Genomic DNA, 23,355 nt, shown 5'->3' with positions numbered 1-23,355 from the left:
TTACATGAACTCAATTCAAATGGTGGGCTGGCCTGTTGTAACAGTCAGCTTTAATCGCCCGGCCAGCGACGACGATGCTCGCCAATGGCTGGTGGATCTTTCTGGGCTGCTGGCAAGAGAGCAGCCATTCAGTCTTATCATTCAGGCAAAGCCCAACAGTGAGTTTTCACCGGAAGCCAGAAGAGAACTGGGTCTCTGGTTTAAAGAGAACAGGATAACACTGGGAGCCTTTTGCCGAGGTATTGCCCGGGTTGTGCTTTCCGAAGAGGAGGGTGACAGGGTGGTCAGTGACAACATGAAAAAGGCTATGCCTTTTCCCATGGTGTCCTGTCTCGATTTTGATCAGGCTCGTGACTGGGCGATTGAGCGATGCCATCAAACGATCGCTTAAGAATTGATAATGTAAATAATAACTATTATTATTCGCAGTCGTTGTCCATCGGTTGAGCCATGGCTATCAGCATTGTACGACTGTCTCGGTACAATATCAGGCAGTCAGGAATTGAAAAATAATTATTGAGTGAATTGTCAGTCCGGCTCAACAGAGATTTCGGGAGCTTGCTTCGGTTGTCTGACAGTTAAGCGGTGACACTTCCACAGATCAAAAAGAAACTGAGGCCATGGAGCAGACTCTAACGCTTGACCAGGCATGTTTGCGGGTGGGAACAAAAACCATCCTGCAACCAACCCATCTTGATATCACGCCAGGAAAAATTACCGCTATTCTCGGACCCAACGGCTCGGGTAAAAGCACCCTGCTGAAATTGCTCTCCGGTTTGATTGAGCCCAGTGAAGGGCAGGTGCTTTTGGGAGGGCAGTTGCTAAAGTCACTCCACCGCAAAGAACTGGCTAAAAGTCTGGCCTTGTTGCCACAGCACTCACCGGTTCCACTTGGTATGTCCGCAAAGGATCTGGTGGCCTGTGGCCGATACCCCCATGCAGGCCCATTCGGGCGATTGAAAAAAGAGGATCACAGGGCCGTCAGTTCGGCACTCTCCAGAGTCGGTATGGATCATTATGCCAGTGAACTGGTTGATCATCTCTCCGGTGGTGAAATGCAGAGAGTCTGGCTGGCCATGGTGCTGGCCCAGGAAACCGGCATTTTATTATTGGACGAGCCGACCTCATGGCTGGATATCGCTCATCAATTGCGCCTGCTGAATATTGTCAGACAGCTGAATGATGAAAAGCAGACCACCATTATCTGGGTACTTCACGACCTGAATCAGGCCCTTCAGTACAGCGACGAAATAGTGCTGATGAATCAGGGGCAGGTGATTAGAACAGGTGCAGCTACAAAGGTACTGGATAAGCGCATTATCTCGGATGTATTTGGGGTAGAGACCCGGGAAGTGCAATTGGAAGGCAAAAAAGAGTCGCTTTTTTTACCGTTGGGTGAGCGTAAGGCGAAGCCCGTGATCCATGGTGTTTCGAGCAGGGAAGTCGCCTGATGTTTGCAGTCCTGAAAAAAACCTGTTGTTTCCTGCTGTTCACATCGGTAACAGCGATGGCTTCAATCACTGAACCCGATCTGGATACCCCGGAAAAGATTGCAGCACTGAACTGGACCCAAGCTGAAATGCTGCTCACCCTCGGTGTCGTACCTGCAGGGGTGACTTCAATAAAGGGCTATCGGGAGTGGCAGTCCGATGACCCGGTTATGCCGAAAAGTGTTACCGAACTCGGGCAAAGAGCTGAGCCGAGTCTGGAAGCCGTGGCGGCTCTCAAACCGGATCTTATTCTTGGCTATAAATGGCGTCATAGTCGTATAGTTTCAGAGCTTAAGAGTATTGCTCCAACCGTTCTTTATTCTCAGTACCCGAGCCAGGAAGATCCTGCGGATTATTTTGTCAGAATGCAGGGTATTTTTCGTTCAGTGGCACATATTCTGGGGCGCGAAGCTCTGGCAGAAAAGAGACTGAAGGAAATGGAGTCTGAGCTGGAACAGGCTCGCAATATTATCAAAGCAGCGGGACTCTCTGGCCAGAAAGTCGTTGTGGGTAAGTTTGTCGGTATGGGGCTGGGACTTCGAGTCTACGGCGATTTGTCTCTGGCGGGTGCCATTGTTAACAGGATGGGTCTGGAAAATAGCTGGCACTCTTCATTACCCGGACGGGATTTTACCCATGTTGATCTCCTCAAACTGACCACTATTGGCGATGCCAGTCTGATCATTATTGGCAGTCAGCCCGAAAATCTGCCAACGATGGCGCAATCACCGGTTTGGAATGCCCTTCCGGCTGTTAAAGAAGGTCGGGTCTATTATCTGCCTGCACTCTGGTCATATGGTGGTCCTGAGTCGGCTGCTCGAATGGCCAACGCTTTTGCCCGTCATCTGGCTCCGGAGGTGTGATGTTTATTCTGGAGTCTGTAAACAGTTTTTATGAAGGCGTTAAAAAGACGGCATTAGTATTGTTTCTGCTCATCCTGCTGGTCACTGTATCCCTGACAGTGGGGCCTGCTGGCATTGATCTGAATTTATTGAATGGATTGCCGTTCCTGCAGCAACCCGTCGATCATGCTATGGCCTCTGAAATAGTGACCTGGCTCCTTCTGCCAAGAACATTGATGGCATTGTTATGCGGTGCTGCACTGGGGGCTGCGGGTGTGCTGATTCAGGGAGCGACAAGAAATCCCTTTGCCAGTCCGGCAACACTGGGTGTGAACTCCGGGGCCATGCTCGCCGTAGTGCTGGGAACTGTTCTGTTGCCTGAATTGACCGACCAGTATCCAGTCGTAGTCGCCTTTGCGGGTGCTGCGCTTACCACTTTACTGGTGTTCAGGCTGGCCACTGCTATCAGTGATTCGCCGGTTAACCTTGTTCTGATTGGCATGGCAATTACCCTGTCACTGGGTGCTCTCAGTGCCGGTATTCTGATGTTTTTCGAGAATCGTCTGGAGGGTCTGTACACCTGGGGTGCAGGGAATCTTGCCCAGTTTAACTATCAGGCCATCAACAGCAGTTGGCCGATCTTTACCCTGATGATTCTCTTTGCCACATTGCTGGCCCGACGTCTGGACCTGATTGAGTTGGGCAGAGAGCAGGCCGAGAGTCTGGGAGTAAATGTAAGACGAACCGTTGGCCTGTCGCTGGTGATTGCTCTGCTTTTGTCTGCCACTGTCGTCAGTCAGGTGGGAATGATCAGTTTTATTGGCCTGATTGCCCCGCACATTGCCCGTGGTCTTGGTTATCGCTCAGCATGGAAACGTCTGCTGGCAGCCAGCCTCACAGGTGCATTGCTGCTACTGGGTGCAGATGTGCTGGCCAGAACGATTCCTTTCCTGATGTCAGAAGCGCATTACAGTATCCCGGCCGGAGCCATGACAACGGTTGTCGGTGCACCTTTCATGATTTTCCTGTTGAGCCAGCGTAAAAGGATCAGCAATTTGGCCAGAGCACCTGGTGAGACAGGAATACGTGCTCTGTTTCAAGTGTCTCCGGCAAAAGTCCTCTGGGTTCTGCTGTCCTTAATGCTGGTCGCTTTTTACTTCAGTCTGTTCAGCGGCCTTGACCAATCCTGGATCGACCTGCGTTGGCCCAGAGTTTTAACGGCAGCTTTTGCCGGAGCTGCGCTGGCTGTCTCCGGTCTGGTTCTTCAGACCCTCATGAGAAACCCTCTGGCCAGTCCCGATGTTTCTGGCCTGACGACCACGGGCGTTTTGTTTGTGGTTCTGGGCTCTGTCATGATGCCTGGTCTTGAGCGTCTGGATTTGCTCATGCTGTCGATGCTTGGTAGTGGTTTTGCCTTGCTTGTTTTGATGGCTCTCAGTCGGATGACCGGGTTTAATCCCCAGCTTTTTGCTCTTGCTGGCCTCTGTCTTTCAGCGGTTTCGGCAACACTGATCAGCGTAGTTATGGTACTGGGCAGTAATCAGTCCAGCGAGGTGCTTGTATGGCTTTCAGGCAGTACCTACGCAGCCAGCAGAGAGTTGGTTTATCTGCTGTCTTTTGGTGTATTAATCCTGATACCCATGTTTATGCTGATGTGGCGAAAGCTGGACATTCTTCAGTTGGGCGCCTTCTGGCCTTCCCTGCTGGGCATTAAAGTAAAGGCTTCAGTCTATTTGCTGATGCTGCTGGTTGCCCTTTTGAGTGCAACCAGTGTTGCGACAGTGGGTGGTATTTCTTTTATCGGATTGATGGCGCCCCATATTTGCCGCGTCAGCGGTATGTCAAGCCACAGACATCTGATTCCGGCTACCGCCATGACGGGTGCCTTGCTGCTGGTACTCAGTGACTGGCTATCACGATCGCTGATGGCTCCTTTTGAAATTCCTTCGGGTCTTCTGGTTTCAGGAGCCGGTGGTGTTTATTTCATCCTTCTACTGCTCAGTGGTAAATACGTCCAAAGCCGTTAAATAACCTTTTTAAAAAATCAATAACCTGCGGGAAGCGGACTCGAAATAAAAACAGGGATCAAATGAGAATGATAATCAAACACAGGGAGAAGCTAACCTATGAAAACTAATAAAACGCCCCTTGCCATCGCTATAACCATGGCCTTGGGAAGTCAGAGTGCTTTTGCAGAAAGCAATGATTCCGTGACCCAGCTGGAAGAAGTTGTCGTTACCGCTTCCCGCTCCGAAGCCAGTATTTCTGATGTCTCCGGGACCGTTCAGGTCATCAGTGGTGAAGCAGTGGCCCAGCAGAGTGTATCCGGTCAGAAACTGGCTGATATTCTCGAACAGCTGGTCCCTGGCTTTGGTCCCAGCACCCAGACGGTGACCGACAGAACGCAAAGCGTCCGTGGTCGTAAGGCTCTGGTTTTGATTGATGGCATCGCTCAGACCGAGAACCGTCAGATCAGCCGGCAGCTCAGCATGATTCGTCCTGAAAACATTGAACGTATTGAAGTGATTTCCGGTGCCAGCGCTATTTATGGTGGTGGTGCGACCGGCGGTGTTATCAACGTGATCACCCGTAAGCCAGCCGAAGGTGATATCCAGTTTGCTTCTGAAGCAGGCATTAAGGTGTCTGGTGATGAGCTGAGCAGCTATACCCTGAATCAGAGTATCAGTGGCAGTGAGGGTAATTTTGATTACCTGTTCAGCGGTACTTACGAGAGCCGTGACGGCATTTTTGATGCCGATGGTGACCGGGTTAACCCGGACCCCTCTCAGGTCAGCCGAAGCGATACCGATACCAAAGATGTTCTGGTGAAACTGGGTTATGACTTCAATGCGGAGCAGCGTCTGGAAGCGACACTGCAATATTTTGATGATCAGATGGATTCTGAGTATGCGCCAGACATTTCTTCTCTGATCAGCGGAGATGTTGCTGACGCCCCGCCTCCTGTTAAGGGGTTGCAGCTGGAAGATCAGCCTTACAGCAAGAGAAATTCCATTGATCTGGTCTACAGTGATGCTGATTTTTTTGGCAATAATTTCCAGTTGCAAACCTACTATCGTGAGCGTGATGCGAGGTTCTTCCCGTATCCGAATATGTTAGGCTCCACGATATCTCCCGGCACTACTTTTGTTAATCAGTCGACGTCTACCTCAGAAGTCTATGGCGTGAAGCTGCTTCTGGACAGGGAGCTGACCGATACGTTCAGAATCTCCTACGGCCTTGATTACGATGTTGATAAAGGCGAACAGAGAGGACAATTGCACGATTTGCAAAAGTACATTGACAGTGGCGGCACAGTGATTGAACCCACAGGATCTTCTTATGAATACGGTCCGGATGTTGATGCTACGACCCTCGGGTTATACCTGCAGAGCGCCTGGGACATTACCGAACAGCTGACAATGAACGCAGGTGTGCGTCATGAGCGCGCTGAGCTGGATATCGCTGACTACACCCCGTTGGCAGAAACCTGGTTTTTGCCTGTTTTGGCTCCCTGGGCAGATGTAACCGTATTAGAGGGTGATGTCAGAAAGTATGACGATACTCTATTTAACGTTGGTCTGGTTTATCGACTCAATGACAGCAATGAAGTGTTTGCTAACTATTCTCAGGGCTTTGAAGTCCCTGATGCTTCAAGGGTTCTAAGGGATGTTATTTCACCAGACAGCGCTCTGGCCATTTTGCCACTGCCGCTGAATCCTACCGATATCTCACAAGCTAATCTGGATGCCATCAAGACTGACAGCTATGAGCTGGGCTGGCGTGGGCGTTTTGACGATCTGCTGGCTAATGCCTCTGTCTTTTATAACGAGTCTGATAAAACCATAGACTTTAATGAAGATTACAATGTGGACCTGCTGGATCAGCAGAAAAAAGTGTATGGCTTTGAAGGCTCCCTGGAATACTTCGTCAATGATTACTGGAGTGTCGGTGGTAGTTATGCCTTCACAGAAGGACGCAGCTACTACGAAGAGGTGGGCAAATGGCTCGACCTGCAGGCAGCCGATGTCTCTCCTGAAAAATATGTGGCCTATGTCACCTACGATCAGGAAGATATGAGTATACGTCTGCAGTCTACAACCTTTGCCGATTACGACAAAGGCAAGAAGGTGTCCGGTGGTAATGTCGTGAGTTATGAGGTTGACGGTTACACCACCGTTGATCTGCTGGCTTCCTTCGCTATGCCGGTGGGCACACTGAAAGCAGGTATTACCAACCTGTTGAATGAAGACTACGAAACGGTCTACAGCCAGTGGGCTGGTGACACCTACAATGGCATCAGTGCTCATAATGCAGAAGGTCGTGCTTACACTCTGAGTTACCGCGTAGAGTATTAAGCAGGAAAAGCGGCCGGGCAAAACCTGGCCGCTAATTTAGGGCAACCAGCCAAGAACCCGGGGTACCACCCAGGGAGCCAGCAGGGCGCTGATACTGGCAGAAAGTACTAACGCCAGCGCACTGTAAGCGCCTTCCTTCAATGAACTTTGAGCCATTCTGGCAGTGCCCAATGCATGGCAGGCCGTGCCCATAGCGATACCTCTGGCTTTGGGATCAGTGATCTTCAGTAGCGACAGTAATGGCAAGCCAAAAATAGCACCCATCAAACCCGTCAGGATGACGGCAATAGCTGTAAGAGAGGGGACGCCATTCAGGTTATCCACAATCATAACAGCAATGGGTGTTGTGACCGATTTGGGTGCCAGGGAAATAGCGACCTGACCATCGGCACCAGCCAGAACTGCGAGTATAACCGTGCTGACAAGGGCAAACAGGCTGGAAATAAAAACCACCAGAATTACACCGGGCAGCTCCCGATGAATATCCCTCATCTGTTGATAAAGAGGCACGCCCAGAGCGACAACCGCGATGCCCAGCAGGTTGCTTAGCCAGTCACCTCCCTGTTGGTAGTCGGAGTAAGGAATGTTGCCGACAAGAAGAATACCCACAAGTACCAGAATGCTGATCAGTAACGGATTAAGCAGTGAATACTTAAAACGATTCTGAAGCTTCCAGGCGATCAGGTAGACTGCCACTGTCAGAGAACAGTAGAGCAGACTCTTCATCGGAGTGCTCGAAAACATCAGGAACAACGTCATTGTCGTGTACGCTCCAGCCATTGAAACAACCAGCCGGCAATGGCCATAATAACCAGGGTCCCAAAAATACTGGTCAGCAGCAGAGCACCAAGACTGTTGGCCAGCAGCTCCAGCTGGTTGATAACACCGACTCCAATGGGAACAAACAACAGGGACATCCAGCGAACCAGAAAGCCGGCACCGGCCTCAACCCAGGACAGTCGAATCAGGCCGCTGCCCAGCAGGGCTGCCAGAAGCAGCATGCCGATAATACTGCCCGGAAGGGCATGATTGATCCAGACGCTGAACAGGTCGCCTGTCCACAGACAGGCCATCAGAATAATGACACTGCTTAGCCAGGCTGCCATACGTTGGCATAGAAAGGCTATTTTCACTAAAAAACTCCGCTATGATGCTTAACCAGACTGCCCATACCAGTAAATAAAGGTACCTGAACGATCATGAAAATCTGTATCTATAGTGCCAAAAAATACAATCGTGAATTTTTTGACCAGTACAATGCCGACTAAAGCTTTGAGAGCGTGTCGCAAAACTCTAACAACTCGTTCCCACGCTCTGTGAGAGTGTCGCAAAACTCTCTCCAACGTGGGAACGAGTTGACTCCCGTCATTCCCGGCTTCATTCTCGTCATTCCCGCGAAGGCGGGAATCCACACTGACTCACCACCAGAACCATACTGCCCGGTGCCCCCACCGGCCTTGTTATCCCCGAGAAGGCAGAGATCCACCGTTGGCGCTAGATTCCCGCCTTCGCGGGAATGACGACCTCAGAGCATGGGAACGAGCTGTTGGAGTTTTGCGACAGCCTCTTGAACGGGAATACTTTGCTATTCATCTGGGTGAGAAAAAACACACACCGGGTCAGGACGGGTGATGCAGTTTGTGCTTTTGTTAATGACGATATCAGTTGGCCGGTTCTGAGTGCAATGGTGGAATATGATATCAGACTTCTGTCCGTGCGCTGTGCCGGATTTAACAATGCTGATCTGGATATGGCAAGAGAGTGGGTATTCAGGTGGCGTGGTTATTTCTGAAGGTGATCTACGACGATGGAAGGGTATCCTCGATTTTGTTAAACCGCTTGTCGTGTTCATCAAACTAAGTAGGAGGTCGTCATTCCCGTGAAGGAAAACGTCATTCCCGCGAAGGAAAACGTCATTCCCGCGAAGGAAATCGTCATTCCCGCGAAGGAAATCGTCATTCCCGCGAAGGCGGGAATCCAGCGCCAACAGTGGGTCTCCGCCTTCTAGGGAATGACAAGGCCAAGGGGGGGCGGGCAAGTATGGTTCTGATGGTGAGTCAGTGTGGATTCCCGCCTTCGCGGGAATGACGGGAGTGAAACCGGGAATGACGGGAGTGAAACCGGGAATGACGGGAGTGAAACCGGGAATGACGGGAGTGAAACCGGGAATGACGGGAGTGAAACTGGGAATGACGGGAGTGAAACCGGGAATGACGAGAGTGAAACCGGGAATGACGGGAGTGAAACCGCGAATGACGGGAGTGAAGCCGGGAATGAAACCGGCAATAAACCCATAAAGCATTGATACTCCTTCGATAGTCATTCTCGCAAAGGCAGAAACCATTCAGCTTGATTTAATAAGCTTGCGCTTAAACCTGCTGGCGAGTACCCACTCTCCCTTTTATATCAAGATTCATTAGAGAATTGTCCCCTACAGAGCACCTTATCTTAACGGCAACCCGGGCTCTGGCAGGACTGGGATAGCAATACTGACGCAGTCGTCTAAATTTGATGATGAACTGTTAATATGAACATATCTGCCACAGGCATCTTTTTTATAGCCAAGAGAATGAATTTTCTCGTTAAACAACTGTTCCTTTTTACTTTCATCTATCTCAGTGGCTCCAAAAAGTCTCATATTCAATTCAAAAATGTTTAATTGATTTAGAAAAGTATTTGTAGAGGCTTGTAGTATCTCAACCTTTTCCTGATCATTAGATGAATAACACTGATTGGAGATCAATTCAGTATCATGATCGCTGGTGCGAGTCATGGTAATTAGATAGTTCGATGGTAAAATTTCTTCAATTTTATCATCTTTATCACTTTCCTTTTCTTTGGCTATAACCTTGGAATTGCCATTTAACAAAATTGATTTCACCGTTATTACCCGAGAAGAAAAATCAATCAATACTTTTTTCGTTATAGCACCAGGATGTAATCCATTGAATAAGTCATGCTCATAAAGCAGATTTGAACTTTCGTCCAAAAATTTGATATTCACTTCATAGTCATCGGGGTTATTGATTTGGAAAAAAAATCGGTTATCAACACAAATAGATTCATTTTCTTCTGAACAGAAGCCCGTCACGGCGATAATCAGCATCGCCCCAAAAAATATAGTTTTCATAAAATCCCTATCATTTAATAAAATCCTCTGGAAAAGGTAGTAGAAAAGATTCAAATTTCAAACGTTCACATCAGAACAGTTCGCAACATTATGTTTTGCTTGCTGATCAGTGTCGCAAAATTCCTGGCGTTTAAGGCCGGATCAGCGATACCCGACCCGCCCGGCTAACCCGGGAGATTCAAATCAGACCACAGCGCGGAAGAGCTGCCATACGTTGGCATAGAAAGGCTATTTTCACTAAAAAAACTCCGCTATGATCCTTATCAGCAGCCCAGAGCTCATGGCTGTTAACTGCTCATGCCAGTGAAAAGAGGAACCAACCGATCATGAAAATCTGTATCTTTAATGCCAAAAAATACGATCGTGAATCCTTTGACCTGTACAATGCCGACTTCGGCTTTGAGCTGGAATACTTTGATATGCGACTGGATGAAAAAACCGCTCACCTGGCCAGGGCAGGTGATGCCGTCTGCGCTTTTGTTAATGACGATCTAAGTCGGCCGGTTCTGAGTGTCATGGCGGAGTACAACATCAGACTTCTGCTTATGCGCTGTGCCGGGTTTAACAATGTTGACCTGGATGCGGCAAAAGAGCTGGGTATCATCGTAGCAAGAGTTCCGGCTTATTCTCCCGAGGCCACGGCTGAGCACGCCATTGCCCTGATCATGACCTTGAATCGCAAAACCCATAAAGCGTACCAGAGAACCCGGGATGCCAATTTCTCACTGGAAGGGCTGACAGGGTTTAACCTCCATGGTCGTGTAGCAGGGGTCATTGGCACGGGCAAAATCGGTCTGGCTGCTGCCCGTATTCTGAAAGGCTTTGGTTGCAAACTGCTGGGGTACGATCCTTATCCGAACCCGGCTTTTGAAGATCTGGGCGGAGATTATGTTTCCCTGAATCAGCTGTTGCAACAAAGCAAGCTGATCACCCTGCACTGCCCTTTAACGAAAGACAACGAGTACATGATCAATGAGGACGCATTTAACCAGATGCAACCCGGAGTGTTACTGGTCAATACCAGCAGGGGTAAACTGCTGAATTCAGTGGCAGCAATGGACGCTCTGAAAAAAGGGATTCTGGGTGGACTGGCGCTGGATGTTTACGAAAACGAGCAGGATCTGTTTTTTGAAGACCTGTCCGATGAGGTGATTCAGGACGATGTTTTCAGACGCCTTTCAGCCTGTCACAACGTTATCTTTACCGGCCACCAGGCATTCCTTACCGAAGAGGCGCTGATGGCCATTGCCAAAACCACACTGAGCAATGCCAGAGCTTTTTTCGAGGGAAAAGCCTCTGGCAACGAAATAGTCAGAGAAGTGCCAGATCAGCATTGAAGGTCGGATCAGTGTGACCCGACCCACACACTTAAAGGGTGTCGCAAAACTTCAACAGCTCGTTCTCACGCTCTGAAGTCGTCATTCCCGCGAAGGCGGGAATCCAGCGCCAACAGTGGGTCTCTGCCTTCTCGGGGATGACAAGGCCAGGGGGGCACCGGGCAGTATGGTTCTGGTGGTGAGTCAGTGTGGATTCCCGCCTTCGCGGGAATGACGAGAATGAAGCCGGGAATGACGAGAATGAAGCCGGGAATGACGGGAATAAAGCCGTGAATGACGGGAGTCAACTCGTTCCCACGCTGGAGAGAGTTTTGCGACACCCTCACTTAGTGTTTGGCGGCTTTGAGCGCTTCTTTCTCAGCGTCACTCAAAAAAGAGATGGCCAAACCATTTTCCTGGGCCTGGCGGATCTGCTCAGGCAAGAGACCAGCGGCAGGCGCCGCGACTTCATACTCATAAGGCAGCTCAATGCCTTCCACCGCCGGATCATCGGTATTGATGGTGGCCAGCACGCCGTGTGCCAGGAATTTCCTGAGCGGGTGCTTTTCAATGCTTGGGAAAGTGCTGGTCTGGATATTTGAAGTCAGGCAGGACTCGATACCAATTCGGTGCTCGGCCAGGTAATCCATCAGCGCCGGGTCCTCAATGGCTCTGACACCATGGCCAATTCGGGTGGCACCCAGATCACGAATAGCCTGCCATACGCTTTCGGCGCCCACTGCTTCGCCCGCATGAACCGTGACATTCAGGCCAGCATCACGAACCTGTTTGAAATGCTCGACAAACAGCTCACCCGGCTTGCCGAACTCGTCGCCGGCCAGATCAATCGCAACCAGTCTGTCTTTGAAGGCCAGACAGGCATCCAGTTCCTGCTGGCAGGCTTCCTGGCCAAAAGTACGGCTCATGATACCGATGAGGTTGGTTTTGACCCCAAAATCACGGCTACCGGCCTGAACACCGTCCACGACCGCTTCGACCACACCCTGAGGATCAAGGTTGTGAGTCATGGCCATGTAGTAAGGGCTGAAGCGCAGCTCAGTATAATCAATTTGGGCATTCAGGGCGTCTTCAACATTCTCATAGGCGACTCGACGACAAGCGTCGTAATCTGCCAGAACCTTTACACCCCAGTCCAGCTTGGTCAGAAAACTCACCAGGTCAGGCTCATTGCTCATAACCCGAACATGGGGAATCAGATCTTCCAGATTATTGGCGGGTAATTCCAGATTGTGCTGCTGGCCCAGCTCCAGAATGGTCCGGGGGCGAATATTACCGTCCAGATGACGATGGATGTCGGTGAGGGGGATGGACTTGTCAATCATGTTAATGCTGCTCTCATCAATTTCAGGGTCCGCGTCGCTTAAGCCCGGGACCATTACATAATGCGGTGTCGGAGGGAATGAATATTACAGGGAATCAGTCATAAGTCTAAGTCGAGAGTAGCGGATTTCCCTATTGGCCGGGGAAATTTTGTCAGAATGGCTAACAACAAAGTTATTCAGGATCTAGCAGGGGAACAAGCCGTGCTGGCCAGAGTCAAAAGATACATGACTTATTAAATTAATTGTTGTCAGAGGAGTATTACTATGGCAGATCCATTAGGTGCAGTGGGCCCCTCATCATTGGCTGGCCTGAATGTTCAGACGACACCTGAAATGCCCGTGAAGCACCGAGGTACTACTGCGATGTATTCATTGCATCGATGCAGTGCATATATAGACAAATTAAGAAAGTTTACGACAGATTTCGGGTTGCCAATTGCTCCATCGCCTCTTAGACACTCTTCTGCGAAGGTTGAAAAACATCTGGAAGCCCGGTCGATAGAGGCTGTTTCATCCAGTCAGAGCTCGTTAACCAATCCACAAAAGATTAGCGAGACCACTGAAACTGGAATTCAGGCTGAGCGAAAGGAAATGGTTGAATGTACGCCGGAGAATTACTTGCGCCTCTGTGAGCATAGTCGGCGGTTAAGCAAAATTTTGGCTGTTGCTTTAGAGATTGAAATGGCATTGGGTGAAGATATTTCCTTCTATAAGAATGCTTTAGCAGGTCCGCATATGGATCAGCAAGAATTACAATCAAAGGCTGTTGCGCTGAATGGGAAACCCAAAATGTTTGAGGCCGAAGATATGCAGGCTCTTGAACTGGAGATGAAAATCCTGAACCTTATGCAACAACCTGTAGATAGCAATAAGCCAATGAATCGACCACAGGGCGAGCAAGAAATAAAGTCGCCCGTTGATGAAAAAGTCATGAATTTAGAGAAACGTCTGAAATTAGCTGACAGTCGTATAAAAGATATGCAGTACGAACTTGGCAAAATGCAGAAAGAAAAAGATACATTATCCAAGCTTATTAAGCGGAGGGAAGATTCTATAGAAGCATACATCCGTCGCGTTGAAGCTGATCATGATATCAAAGAAGAAACCCGGATTGAAAAAGAGAAACAATCCAGACGGGCTGACAAACTGCAGAAAGATTTATCAGCAGCTTATCTACAAATAGATGAATGTAATAATACCATTTTCGAAATCAGGAAAGAAAAATATGCCCAATCCAGACAATGGGATATCGACAGGGCTGCAATGAAAAGAGAGATTGAAATCCTGAGAACTAACCTGAGAGCACTCTCGGTTAACAACCCGACGGCAAAGACGAAAGCCTCCACGGATGCTCGTTAATCGTCAAACCAGTTATGAATTTTTAATGTTGTAAAAGGAGTAGTAAATGATAAATCGATTTGGCACAGGTAGTCCTTCAACAAGTACCCAACTGAATGCTCAAACGTCAACCGGGACGCCCAAAGAAGAACCTGTGTTGTATGCATTGAATCGATGCGGGGATCATAAACGGGCATTACGCAAGATTTGGCTGGACTCGCCTCGCCCGCGTTCACCTACCCCCCCTGAGCATTGCCCTCTTCTGGAGGGTGGTAAACGTCTGGAAAAGCGGAAGGTGGAAGCTTCGTCATCCCGGCAGGAGTCAACCGATTCAGATAACTGTTTCAAATACTATAAGTTTGATATCCGGGATAAATACCCAAAAATCCAGCATAAACTGCACACTATGTGGGATCAGCTGCAAACAACCCGGGCTGTACTGGAAACAACCCGGGTTGAACTGGGAGCAACCCAGCGTGAACTGAAAAGAATGGATGAACGTGTTCAGGAGGGTCATCAGCGCTACTGCGAACTCTATAAAAAGTACTACGAAGCTATGTCACATGTTGCCCAGGCTGAATTGGAATTGGATAAAGATTTCGAGTTTTATTATCGGGAAGCGTTTCCAATGGAGCCTAAGAATAGCACGGAGGCAGCGCTTCACAGACTCCGGTTTGCAAACGTTGCGCTATCCGTTCGGGCTGACTCGCTTCAGAGAGATTTATTAGAAGCTCGACAACAAGTAGCTCATCCTGATCATGCCTTTATTGAAGATCCGCAAGAAACAACTGAGCTGTCCAGACGGAATGCACAATTAGAGAATGAGTTACATGAAAAGAACACAATGCTTGAAGCCAAACAGGAGCAACTGTCTAAAGCGGAAGCTCTAAACGTTGATTTGATCAGAAGGTTAACTGATATGCATCAAAGGGCAAAGTCCGAGGGCGCTGATGTGGCACCCAAAGAGCCGCTATCTCAGCTACAGAATGATCTGCGAGAGACTCGGTCTCTCTCGCAAGAGAGAGAGGATAAAGTGAGTTCCCCGGTTGCAAACGCTACCCCGGGAGCACTCTCAACTGACAATCAGACGACAGGGATAGAAGCTGCACAGGATGAGGCTCATTGATAGTCAAAATAGTTGTGAATTTTTTAATGTTGTAAAAGGAGTATTACATGATAAGTCCATTTGACGCAGGAAATTCTTCAGCAAAAACCGACCTCGCTCAGGAGTTACCTGAGACGCACAGAGGCACTGCGATGTTTGCATTGCGTCGATGCGGTGATCATCAAAGAGCATTACGCAATATTTGTCTGAACATGACCTGCCTGACTTTACCTCCCCCACCTGAACATTGCACGCTTCTGGAGGGTGGTAAACGTCTACAAAAACGGACGGTGGATGTTTCTTCATCCCTGCAGGAGTCGACTGCATCACGAAAGCTTACCGAAGACAGTGAGGCTGGACCCCGGGCTGAGCTGGAGATAACCCGGGCTGAGCTGAAAAGAATGCATGAACGTATTCAGGGAGATTATCAGCGCTTCTGCAAGCTCCATAAAAAGTTCACTGAAGTTATGGACCTTGTTGAGGATACTGAATCGGCATTGATTAAAGACTTTGATTTCTATTATGAGCGAGTGTTACTCAGTCACAGTGAGGATGACAGGGAGAATGAGTTTTACAGACTTCAGCATGAAAAAGCTGTGCTATCCAGACGGAATGAACAGTTAGAGAAGGAGTTACATCAGCAGAACACAGTGCTTGATGCCAAAGAAAAACAACTGTCTGACATGCAAACCACAAACGTTCAATTGCTTAGAAGGCTAAGAGCTATGCATCAAAGGCTAACGTCCAAGGGCGCTGATGTGGTACCCAAAGAGGCGCTGTCTCAGCTACAGAATGATCTGCGAGAGACCCAGGCTCTTTTGCAAGAGAGAGAGGATAAAGTGAGTGCCCGGGTTGCAAACGCAGCCCCGAGAGCACTCTCAACTGACAACCAGACAGCAGGAATGGAACCTGGACCGGACGAGGCTCGTTAACAGGCAAACGGGTTATGAATTTTTGAATGTTGTAAAAGGAGTATTACAATGGCCAACTCACTCGGCTTAACAATGAGTCCACTCGGACATAACCCGATCAGATCTGAGACGCCATGGGGCCATTCAGACGGCGTTGTGAGATATGCATTGCGTCGTTGCTATGTTTGTAGAGATGTATTAGAGAAATTACCGAAAGAAGACTCGATCATGTCGGGTTTTTCTGCCCCTCCGGAAAATAGCCTTTTTTGTCGTAAAGGTCTGGAGACCCGAGAGGTGGAAGTCTCTTCATCTTGTCAGGGCCCGACAACTATTCTGCGAAAAGTTAGCGAGGCCAGTGAGGCTGAAATCGAGGCTGAACTGGAGAAAATGAATGAACGTATTCAGAATGATTACAAGCGCCTTTGTGAGTACCGCTCGCAGTTAATGGAATTTATACAATTTGCCAGGCAGACTGAAACTATATTGAAAGAAGATATTCTCTTCTATACGAAAGCGTTTTTAAGTCTGCCTAAGGATCAGCAAGCATTAGAGGTAACGACTAATGAGCTGCATCAGAAAACCAAAATGTTTGAGGCCATAGATCAGGAGGTTTCTGAACCGGCTAGAAAATTCCAGAAGCTTACACTACCGCTTGAAGAGATCAAAAAGCCAATGAAGCGACTGCATGACGAGCAAGAAGCAAAGGCGCTTGTTGATGAAAAAATTAAAAATTTAGAGAAGCATGTGAGTGAATACCGTAGTCGTATATCGAGGATGTCTAGCATCCTTAGCGAAACCGAGAAAGAAAAAAATAAAATATCAAAAGATAATGATTATTATCTGGCGTTATTGAAAAAAGAATATGCACGACGTTCGGATAGAGAAAACCAGATCGTTAGAGAACTTGAAGAACAAACTGAGAAACAATCCAAACGGATTAAAAACCTGAGGAAATGTGTAGCAAGATATAAAAGTGACTATCAGACACAATCCAATAAGGTTAAAAGACTGAGGAAGCTTGCAGTACAAAATAAATTTCGCTTCGAGACTGATAAGGCTATCAAAAAAAAACTCAGTGATGAAAAAGATGCGCTATCCAGACGGGTTGAGGAACTAACGAATGAGTTACATCATCAAACCGCACTGCTTGAAGGCAAACAAAAGCAACTCTCCAATACAGTAAGTCAAAATGCTCATTTTATGAAACTTCTGAATCATTCATCTAACTTTCACAGGATCAGAGAGCCTGAATTGATAAAGAGCAAAAAGATGCTCTCTCAGCTTCAGAGTGAACTGGAAGAGAAAAAGGCTGAACTGAGCTCATGGGACACTGAATCCATACAGTGGGATATTGACAGGGCAGTGATGAAAAAAAAGATGAAAACCCTGAGGGCTAAACTGAGAGCACTCTCAATTGACAACCAGACGACAGATACTGAAGCTGCATTGGATGAGGCTCGTTAACAGTCAAAATAGTTGTGAATTTTTTAACGTTGTAAAAGGAGTATTACAATGGCAAATCCACCAGGTGCAGCAACCTCTGCGCACATAACTGACCCGGGTGTTCAGATCAAAGATATGATGTCTGGCGACCATCCCGACAGCGTTGCGGAATATTCATTATATCGATGCAGTGCTCTTTCAGATCCATTAAGCAAGATGCGTAAAGGGATCACTGTGGAAGAGTTACCTGAACACCCTTTGCCGTGCCGTCTTTTGAGTGAATTTAAATGTCTGGATCGTCGGACGGTGTCAGCGCATCCATTCCTCAAGGATAGTACTGAGAACAGGCCAGGCGTTTTAAGCAAGATTAACGCAGCCAATGGCTATGGAGTCTGGGCTGAACTGGCAAATATGGATCAAGAAAGAAGGGCGTACTACCATCGCCTCTGCCAGCTTCGCAGTCAGCTCTGTGAATCTCTGAATGTCGCTCGACAGGTTGAAAATTCATTAGAAAACGATATTTCCTTTTATATCGGAGTGTTACAAGGTCAGCATAAGGATCAGGAAGCATTACCGGTAATGGGCAGTAAATTCTCTCAGGCTTTGACTGCACACTTGGATTCTCTTGAGAGTGCACTACATCAGAAGACGACAATGCTTGAAGCCCAAGATCGGCAATTTCATGAAATGGATAAAAAAATCCAGAAGCTTACGCAGCAGGCTGTACATAGCAAAAATAAAGCGTTTGAGGCAGCGGGCGAGCAAGTCAGAACCATTCAAACTATTGAATTAGTCACACAATTAGAGAACGAGCTGAGAGAATCTCATGAACGTGTAACGCTCATGCAGAAAGAGCTTGACGAAGTTCGAATAGAAAAAAACAGCGCTGAAGTTGCCCTTCGCAATATTCATGAACGTCTGAGGACACAAGGTTTTCAGAAGTTGAATCAGGAGTTAGCACAAGCTCGTCGCGATCAGCATTCCTTACAAATAACAAGGGAACATAAAAATGAACTATTCAGAGAGGTTAAAATGCTGAAGGAAGAAAAAGGTAAACAATACGAAGAGCTTTTCAGAGTGAAGCAGAAGTTATTAGAAACTGAAAGGTTCTCAAATAGTCAGCAAGTTGAATCAGAAAAAATGCAAAAAGCAATGCAAGAAAATAACGATGTGTTGTCCAGACGGGCTGAAAGGCTGGAGGGGGAGTTAGCAGAAGCCCGTCGTTGTTCAGATGCTCATCTGGCTCTCTTAAACAAAATGCAGGAAGAAAAAGCTCAACAATCCAGGGGGGCGAGCCAACGTGAGAATGAGTCAGATCCAAAAACCACAGCGCGTGACTACAATCAGGAGCAACTGTCTGAACTGGAACTTGAAAACAATGTTTTGCTGAGACAGTTGGCCTATTCACGAGAAAGTCTCAACGCTGAAAAAGAAAAGCGCTCTCAGCTTGAGAATGACCTGCAACAGACCCGGTCTCTTTTGCAACAGAAAGAAGATGAGGTGATCGCCTGGATCAATCAATCGAGACAGTGGAACACCGCCAGGGCGGCTATGGAAAAAGAGATTCAAAATCTGATGGATAAACTGAGCATGCTATTACAGAACAACCAGTCAGAGGAGATGGAAGTTTCCCAGGATAATAGTTAAACGGTTTATAAATTTTTTAATAGTGTAAAAGGAGTATTACTATGACTTACCCAATTAAATCAGCAGCAGGACCTTCATTTGTATCTGACCCCAAGGTCAATGAAAATGTTGAGATGCCACCAGAAGCGCCTTGCAAATGTGCGGACAGTTCTGCAACGGATTCATTGCATCGATTCTCTGCTGTTATGGATACATTAAGCCTGTTGCGCAAAGGCATGACCGTGGAAAAGTTGCCTGACCGTCCTGAGCATTGCCAGCTTCTTTACGGTGATAAAAGTCTGATGTCACGGAAAGTGGTCGCTTCTTCACTGCGGTGTGACTCGTCAACCGATTCAGGAAAGCTTGAAGACAGAGAGGCTGAAATTCTGGCTGAGCTGGGGAGAATGGATAGACGAACTCAGGAGGATTATCAGCAGCTCTCCAGGCTCCATAGTCAGCACTCTGAGGCTATGGATGTTGCTCTAAAGACTGAAAAGGAATTGAAGATCATTTTTCCCTTCTACAACGGTGCGATGGAAAGGCAGAGTCATGATCAGCAAGAAATAGGGTCACTGTTTGGTGAGTTGCAAGAACAATACAAAATCCTTGACACCAAAGATGAGGAAGTAGGTGAACTGGTTAGAAAAAATCAGGATCTTACACGAGAGCTTGAAAGCAGCAGAAATAAATTGTTCAAGTTGCAGAATGCGGAAGACATAATCACTCGTAATGATGCAACAGTCAGACTGTTAGAGAACAGTTTAAGAGAAGCTAATCGTCGTTTAACATCGATGCAGGGAGAGCTTAATACACTCCGGCAAGAAAAAACTGAAAAATCGCAACCTGCTGACAAGCAGGATAAGGATTTAGCAAAAGTTCAACCTGATCCAAATGTTGATAAGGATACCTTAAGCACAATCCTTAAAGAAAAAACTGCACTATCCGAACGGATTGAAGATCTGGAGAGACTTTTAGAAGACGCCAGGGATCGCTCGAAAGCTGCTCAACATCTCGTGAACGATATGAATAATGAAATGTATGCACAAGCCAAACAGCTTCTGAAACTGGAGAAGAGTCTGAAAAGTGCTGATCGTAACGCAAGTGAGCATGCAAGCGCAGTAAAAAAGGAGCGTGCAGAAAAACACAGGCTATCCGGACAGCTTAACGATCTGGAGAAGCATTTATCCATTGCTCAGCATGCAACAGGTTATTATCAGAAAAAGGCTATCGATGCCCAGATAAAATTAATAGAGCAATCCAGACGGATTGAGCAACTTGAGAATGAGTTACGCCAGAAGGGCATAGAAGAGACAGAAGCCTCCCCGGATCAGGCACGTTAACAGTCAAACGGGTTATGAATTTTTTAATAGTGTAAAAGGAGTATTACTATGACCTACCCAATTAAATCACCAGCAGGACCTTCATTTGTATCTGACCCAGGGGTCAATGAAAATGTTGCGATGTCACCTGAAGTTTCCAGCAACCATCAGGGCCTTTCTGTGATGGATTCATTGCGTAAATGCACTGAAGTTTTGGAAACATTCAGCAGGTTGCGCGAAGGCATGAACCAGTACCAGTTGCCTCCTGCCCCCGGGCCTTCCCGTGTTAAAAGTCTCGAGTTCCGGACAGTGGTAGCTTCTTCATTCCGGCAGGGCTCGTTAACCGATTCGGGAAAGCTTGAAGACAGTGAGACTGAAATCCTGGCTGAGCTGGATGAAATGGATCAACGTATTCAGGAAGATTACCAGCGCTTATGCCAGCTCCATAGTCAGTACTGTAAAGCTCTGGATGTTGCTCTACAGAGTAAAACTGCATTGGATAGCCTTTATACCTACCACCACAGAACATATCAAAGCCAGCATAAGGATCAGCAAAAATTGCAGTTAATGTCTGATAAGTTGCAGCAACAAAGCAAAATGCTTGAAGCCAAAGATCAGGAAGTAGATGAACTGGTGAGAAAAAATAAGGATCTTGCAAGAAAGCTTCAAGACAGCGAGAATCAGGCGTTCAATTTACAGAGTGAGCAAAACATAAACATCCATACAGATGTATTAGTCAGACGATTAGAGAACAGTTTAAGAGAAGCTAATCGTCGTTCAACATCGATGCAGGAAGAGCTAAATACACTCCGGCAAGAAAAAGCTGAAAAAGTTCAACCTGATCCAAATGTTGATAAGGATACCTTAAGCACAATCCTTAAAGAAAAAACTGCACTATCCAAATCGATTGAAAATCTGGAGAGATCTTTAGAAGTCACCAGGCAACGCTTGAAATTTGCTGAAAATTACGTGGTCGATACACGGAATGAAATACATGCACGAGACAAACAGATTCAGGCACTGGAGAAGAGTCTGGAAAGAGCTAATCATAACGCCATGGCTCATGAAAGCGCAGCAATAAAGGCGCGTGCAGAAAAATACAGTCTATCCAGACAGCTTGACGATCTGGAGAAGCGCTTATCGCTTGCTCAGAATGAAGCTGGTTATTATCGGAAAGAGCTTATCAACGCCGGGGTAGAACTAAAAGATCAACCCAGACGGATTGAGCAACCTGAGGATGAGTTACGCCGGGAGGATACAGTAGAAATGGAAGCCTCTCCGGATCAGGCTCGTTAACAGTCAAACGGCTTATGAATTTTTGCATAGTGTAAAGGGAGTAATACAATGGCAACACCAGCAGGCACAGCAAACCGTCCACTGGAATCTGGCATTTTGCTTAATCAAGATGTTGAGGTGGCATCTGAGTTGCCCAGCAAGCATTCGGGCCATACTGCGATCTATTCATTGCATCAATGCAAAGCTCTTACAGAGATATTAAGCAAGATGCGCGAAGCTACGATCGTGGACGCCTTGCCTGAAGCTCCTGTGCCTGGCCGTTTTAAAAGTCTGAAGTCGCGGACAGCGGCAGTTTCTTCATTCTGGCAACGTTCGTCAACCGATTCAGGAAAGCCTGTCCAGGCCAGTAAGACTGAAATCCTGGCCGAGCTGGATAAAATGGATGAGCGTCTTCAGAAGTATTATCAGCGCATCTGCCAGCTCCATAGCCAGCTCACTAAAACGCTGGAAATTGCTTTGCAGACAGAAACGGCATTGAGCAACGATATTCCCTTCTATGAAGAAGCGTTTAAAAGCCAGCATAAGGAGCAGCAAGAATTACAGTTAATGGCTGATAAATTGCAGAAACAAACCAAAATGCTTGAGGCCAAAGATCGTGAAGTCCGTGAACTGTGTGCAGACATCAGCTTTCTTAAAGAACAGGCTAAGATTAGCAAAGAGCATTTGAACCGAGCTCGTGACCAGCAATCAATTAAGGCGATTGCTGATGAAAGAGTCAGACAATTAGAGAATGACATAAGAAATGCTAATAGTAATTCAACATCGATTCAGAAAGAACTTAAAACCGTCCGGGAAGAAAAAAAGCAGTTGGCTCATGCCTTTTCCAAAATCGGGCTGAAAAAATTTTCGGATCCTCAACAGATTCTAAAGCTGTTGCAGGACTTAGAATCGGCTAATCGCATCGTAAAGTCTTCTCGAGATCAAAGTGAAAGAATAGTTCAGCTAGAAGAATTGAATAACAATCAGAGCAGGGATTTGCGAGAAGTTCGAAGGCGCTTAGAAGACTCTGAATCTTACGTACTAAGAATCAGGGCAAAAAATGCTGATCTATCCAGTCAGAATGAGCAACTGAAGAGTCAATTGGCCAAAGCTAATACTGGCTCCGAAAGAAAAATCCATGAAGACAAAGGTGCGCTAACCAAACGGGCTGAGAAGCTGGAAAAGGATTTAGCAGAAGCTAACCGTAACTATCAGGAATCCATAAGAACAATCCGGGAAGAAAATGCTGTTCTTAATCGTGGCTATCAAGAAACCATAAGAATAATCCAGGCAGAAAAAGACGTACTTAATCGTGCCTATCAAGAGACCATAAAAGTAAACCAGGAACAGGCTGACCATCTAAATTGGCGTATATCAAAAGCTCAGCATACTGCAGGTTCTCATCAGGATGACGATATCAGAGCCCGTTTAGAACGATTGGAACAATCGAGGCCGACTGAGCAACTTGAGAATGACTTACGCCAGAAGGCCACCATGCTTAAAGCCACACAAGAGCAACTGTCTGAAGTTGAAAGTCAAAAAGCTCGTATGCTGAAGAAGTTGAAAAATATGCATAAAAAGCTCACCGCCAAGGGTATTGATGTGGTGCCCAAAAATACACTGACTGAGCTTCAGAATAACCTGCAACGGACTCAATCTCTTTTGCAACAAAAAGAGGATGAAGTCACTGCCTGGGTCAACCGATCCCGACAGTGGGAGACCGACAGGGCAGCTTTGGAAAGGGAGATTGAAACCCTCAGAGCCCTGCCAGGCAGGTTTATACAGGACAACCCGACAAGCGGAGATGAAAGCCCCCTGATCAGGCGGAGTGATAGTCAAACGGTTTAAGAATTTTTTAATGA

Annotated in this window: 23 protein-coding genes; 18 read left to right on the top strand and 5 right to left on the bottom strand. The window is 47.2% G+C overall.

Annotated features, from left to right (window positions below; all coding sequences use genetic code 11):
• The first annotated feature begins 4 nt into the window (after window positions 1–4).
• The 5 genes from P6910_RS24335 (at window position 5) to P6910_RS24315 (ending at window position 6,687) form a co-directional block, all read left to right on the top strand.
• The gene (locus P6910_RS24335) at window positions 5–391 is read left to right on the top strand and encodes a hypothetical protein (protein WP_317143819.1); all 387 of its coding nucleotides are present in this window, start codon (window positions 5–7) and stop codon (window positions 389–391) included.
• Between the two features lie 229 nt (window positions 392–620).
• Entirely contained in the window at window positions 621–1,451 is an 831-nt protein-coding gene (locus P6910_RS24330) for an ABC transporter ATP-binding protein (RefSeq protein ID WP_317143818.1), read from the top strand.
• Window positions 1,451–2,353 (top strand): iron-siderophore ABC transporter substrate-binding protein, encoded by a 903-nt coding sequence (locus tag P6910_RS24325; protein WP_317143817.1) that lies wholly within the window; start codon window positions 1,451–1,453, stop codon window positions 2,351–2,353. Before P6910_RS24330 ends, P6910_RS24325 begins: the two co-directional genes overlap by 1 nt.
• On the top strand, window positions 2,353–4,359 hold the full coding sequence (locus P6910_RS24320; RefSeq protein ID WP_317143816.1) for an iron ABC transporter permease: 2,007 nt from the start codon (window positions 2,353–2,355) through the stop codon (window positions 4,357–4,359). The genes P6910_RS24325 and P6910_RS24320 overlap by 1 nt, the downstream gene beginning before the upstream one ends.
• Before the next feature lie 99 nt (window positions 4,360–4,458).
• Window positions 4,459–6,687 carry a TonB-dependent receptor gene (locus P6910_RS24315; RefSeq protein ID WP_317143815.1) on the top strand — a complete coding sequence of 743 codons (2,229 nt, stop codon included), beginning with the start codon at window positions 4,459–4,461 and terminating at the stop codon, window positions 6,685–6,687.
• A gap of 36 nt (window positions 6,688–6,723) precedes the next feature.
• Here P6910_RS24315 and P6910_RS24310 read toward each other — a convergent pair whose 3' ends face one another.
• Together P6910_RS24310 and P6910_RS24305 are read right to left on the bottom strand one after the other, a co-directional pair.
• On the bottom strand, window positions 6,724–7,467 hold the full coding sequence (locus P6910_RS24310; protein WP_317143814.1) for an LrgB family protein: 744 nt from the start codon (window positions 7,465–7,467) through the stop codon (window positions 6,724–6,726).
• Window positions 7,443–7,820, bottom strand: coding sequence for a CidA/LrgA family protein (locus P6910_RS24305; RefSeq protein WP_317143813.1), 378 nt, complete (start codon window positions 7,818–7,820; stop codon window positions 7,443–7,445). The genes P6910_RS24310 and P6910_RS24305 overlap by 25 nt, the downstream gene beginning before the upstream one ends.
• A 189-nt stretch (window positions 7,821–8,009) precedes the next feature.
• Between P6910_RS24305 and P6910_RS24300 the strand changes: the two genes are divergently transcribed.
• The 4 genes from P6910_RS24300 (at window position 8,010) to P6910_RS27005 (ending at window position 8,992) form a co-directional block, all read left to right on the top strand.
• Window positions 8,010–8,207, top strand: coding sequence for a hypothetical protein (locus tag P6910_RS24300; protein WP_317143812.1), 198 nt, complete (start codon window positions 8,010–8,012; stop codon window positions 8,205–8,207).
• Window positions 8,204–8,479, top strand: a complete 276-nt coding sequence (locus P6910_RS27015; RefSeq protein WP_410493857.1) for a hypothetical protein — start codon at window positions 8,204–8,206, stop codon at window positions 8,477–8,479. The genes P6910_RS24300 and P6910_RS27015 overlap by 4 nt, the downstream gene beginning before the upstream one ends.
• Window positions 8,480–8,566: 87 nt before the next feature.
• Window positions 8,567–8,695, top strand: coding sequence for a hypothetical protein (locus P6910_RS27010; protein ID WP_410493856.1), 129 nt, complete (start codon window positions 8,567–8,569; stop codon window positions 8,693–8,695).
• A gap of 54 nt (window positions 8,696–8,749) precedes the next feature.
• Entirely contained in the window at window positions 8,750–8,992 is a 243-nt protein-coding gene (locus tag P6910_RS27005) for a hypothetical protein (protein ID WP_410493855.1), read from the top strand.
• Window positions 8,993–9,130: 138 nt separating this feature from the next.
• Here the strand turns inward: P6910_RS27005 and P6910_RS24290 are convergent, their stop codons facing one another.
• Entirely contained in the window at window positions 9,131–9,817 is a 687-nt protein-coding gene (locus tag P6910_RS24290) for a hypothetical protein (RefSeq protein WP_317143810.1), read from the bottom strand.
• Between the two features lie 326 nt (window positions 9,818–10,143).
• Between P6910_RS24290 and P6910_RS24285 the strand changes: the two genes are divergently transcribed.
• Complete coding sequence (locus tag P6910_RS24285) at window positions 10,144–11,154, top strand: 2-hydroxyacid dehydrogenase (RefSeq protein ID WP_317143809.1); 1,011 nt, start codon at window positions 10,144–10,146, stop codon at window positions 11,152–11,154.
• Between the two features lie 65 nt (window positions 11,155–11,219).
• Here P6910_RS24285 and P6910_RS24280 read toward each other — a convergent pair whose 3' ends face one another.
• Both P6910_RS24280 and add read right to left on the bottom strand, forming a co-directional pair.
• On the bottom strand, window positions 11,220–11,474 hold the full coding sequence (locus P6910_RS24280; RefSeq protein ID WP_317143808.1) for a hypothetical protein: 255 nt from the start codon (window positions 11,472–11,474) through the stop codon (window positions 11,220–11,222).
• 6 nt (window positions 11,475–11,480) lie between these two features.
• The gene (gene add, locus P6910_RS24275) at window positions 11,481–12,476 is read right to left on the bottom strand and encodes an adenosine deaminase (RefSeq protein WP_317143807.1); all 996 of its coding nucleotides are present in this window, start codon (window positions 12,474–12,476) and stop codon (window positions 11,481–11,483) included.
• Between the two features lie 264 nt (window positions 12,477–12,740).
• Between add and P6910_RS24270 the strand changes: the two genes are divergently transcribed.
• From P6910_RS24270 to P6910_RS24235, 8 genes are read left to right on the top strand one after another with little or no spacing between them, the layout of a single operon-like run.
• Window positions 12,741–13,835, top strand: a complete 1,095-nt coding sequence (locus tag P6910_RS24270; RefSeq protein ID WP_317143806.1) for a hypothetical protein — start codon at window positions 12,741–12,743, stop codon at window positions 13,833–13,835.
• 46 nt (window positions 13,836–13,881) lie between these two features.
• Entirely contained in the window at window positions 13,882–14,940 is a 1,059-nt protein-coding gene (locus P6910_RS24265) for a hypothetical protein (protein ID WP_317143805.1), read from the top strand.
• 47 nt (window positions 14,941–14,987) lie between these two features.
• The gene (locus P6910_RS24260) at window positions 14,988–15,851 is read left to right on the top strand and encodes a hypothetical protein (protein ID WP_317143804.1); all 864 of its coding nucleotides are present in this window, start codon (window positions 14,988–14,990) and stop codon (window positions 15,849–15,851) included.
• A gap of 48 nt (window positions 15,852–15,899) precedes the next feature.
• A complete protein-coding gene (locus P6910_RS24255) occupies window positions 15,900–17,294 on the top strand; it encodes a hypothetical protein (RefSeq protein ID WP_317143803.1) in 1,395 nt (464 codons plus the stop codon).
• A gap of 48 nt (window positions 17,295–17,342) precedes the next feature.
• On the top strand, window positions 17,343–18,920 hold the full coding sequence (locus P6910_RS24250; RefSeq protein WP_317143802.1) for a hypothetical protein: 1,578 nt from the start codon (window positions 17,343–17,345) through the stop codon (window positions 18,918–18,920).
• 41 nt (window positions 18,921–18,961) lie between these two features.
• Window positions 18,962–20,239, top strand: coding sequence for a hypothetical protein (locus P6910_RS24245; RefSeq protein ID WP_317143801.1), 1,278 nt, complete (start codon window positions 18,962–18,964; stop codon window positions 20,237–20,239).
• A gap of 48 nt (window positions 20,240–20,287) precedes the next feature.
• Complete coding sequence (locus P6910_RS24240; RefSeq protein ID WP_317143800.1) at window positions 20,288–21,514, top strand: hypothetical protein; 1,227 nt, start codon at window positions 20,288–20,290, stop codon at window positions 21,512–21,514.
• Window positions 21,515–21,562: 48 nt separating this feature from the next.
• Window positions 21,563–23,341, top strand: coding sequence for a hypothetical protein (locus P6910_RS24235; RefSeq protein ID WP_317143799.1), 1,779 nt, complete (start codon window positions 21,563–21,565; stop codon window positions 23,339–23,341).
• Window positions 23,342–23,355: the final 14 nt, after the last annotated feature.

Origin of the sequence: Endozoicomonas sp. 8E (genome assembly GCF_032883915.1) — a bacterium.
Classification (GTDB): Bacteria; Pseudomonadota; Gammaproteobacteria; order Pseudomonadales; family Endozoicomonadaceae; genus Endozoicomonas_A.
Note: the sequence above shows the minus strand (reverse complement) of the source record. Positions and strands in the feature narration are given on the sequence as shown.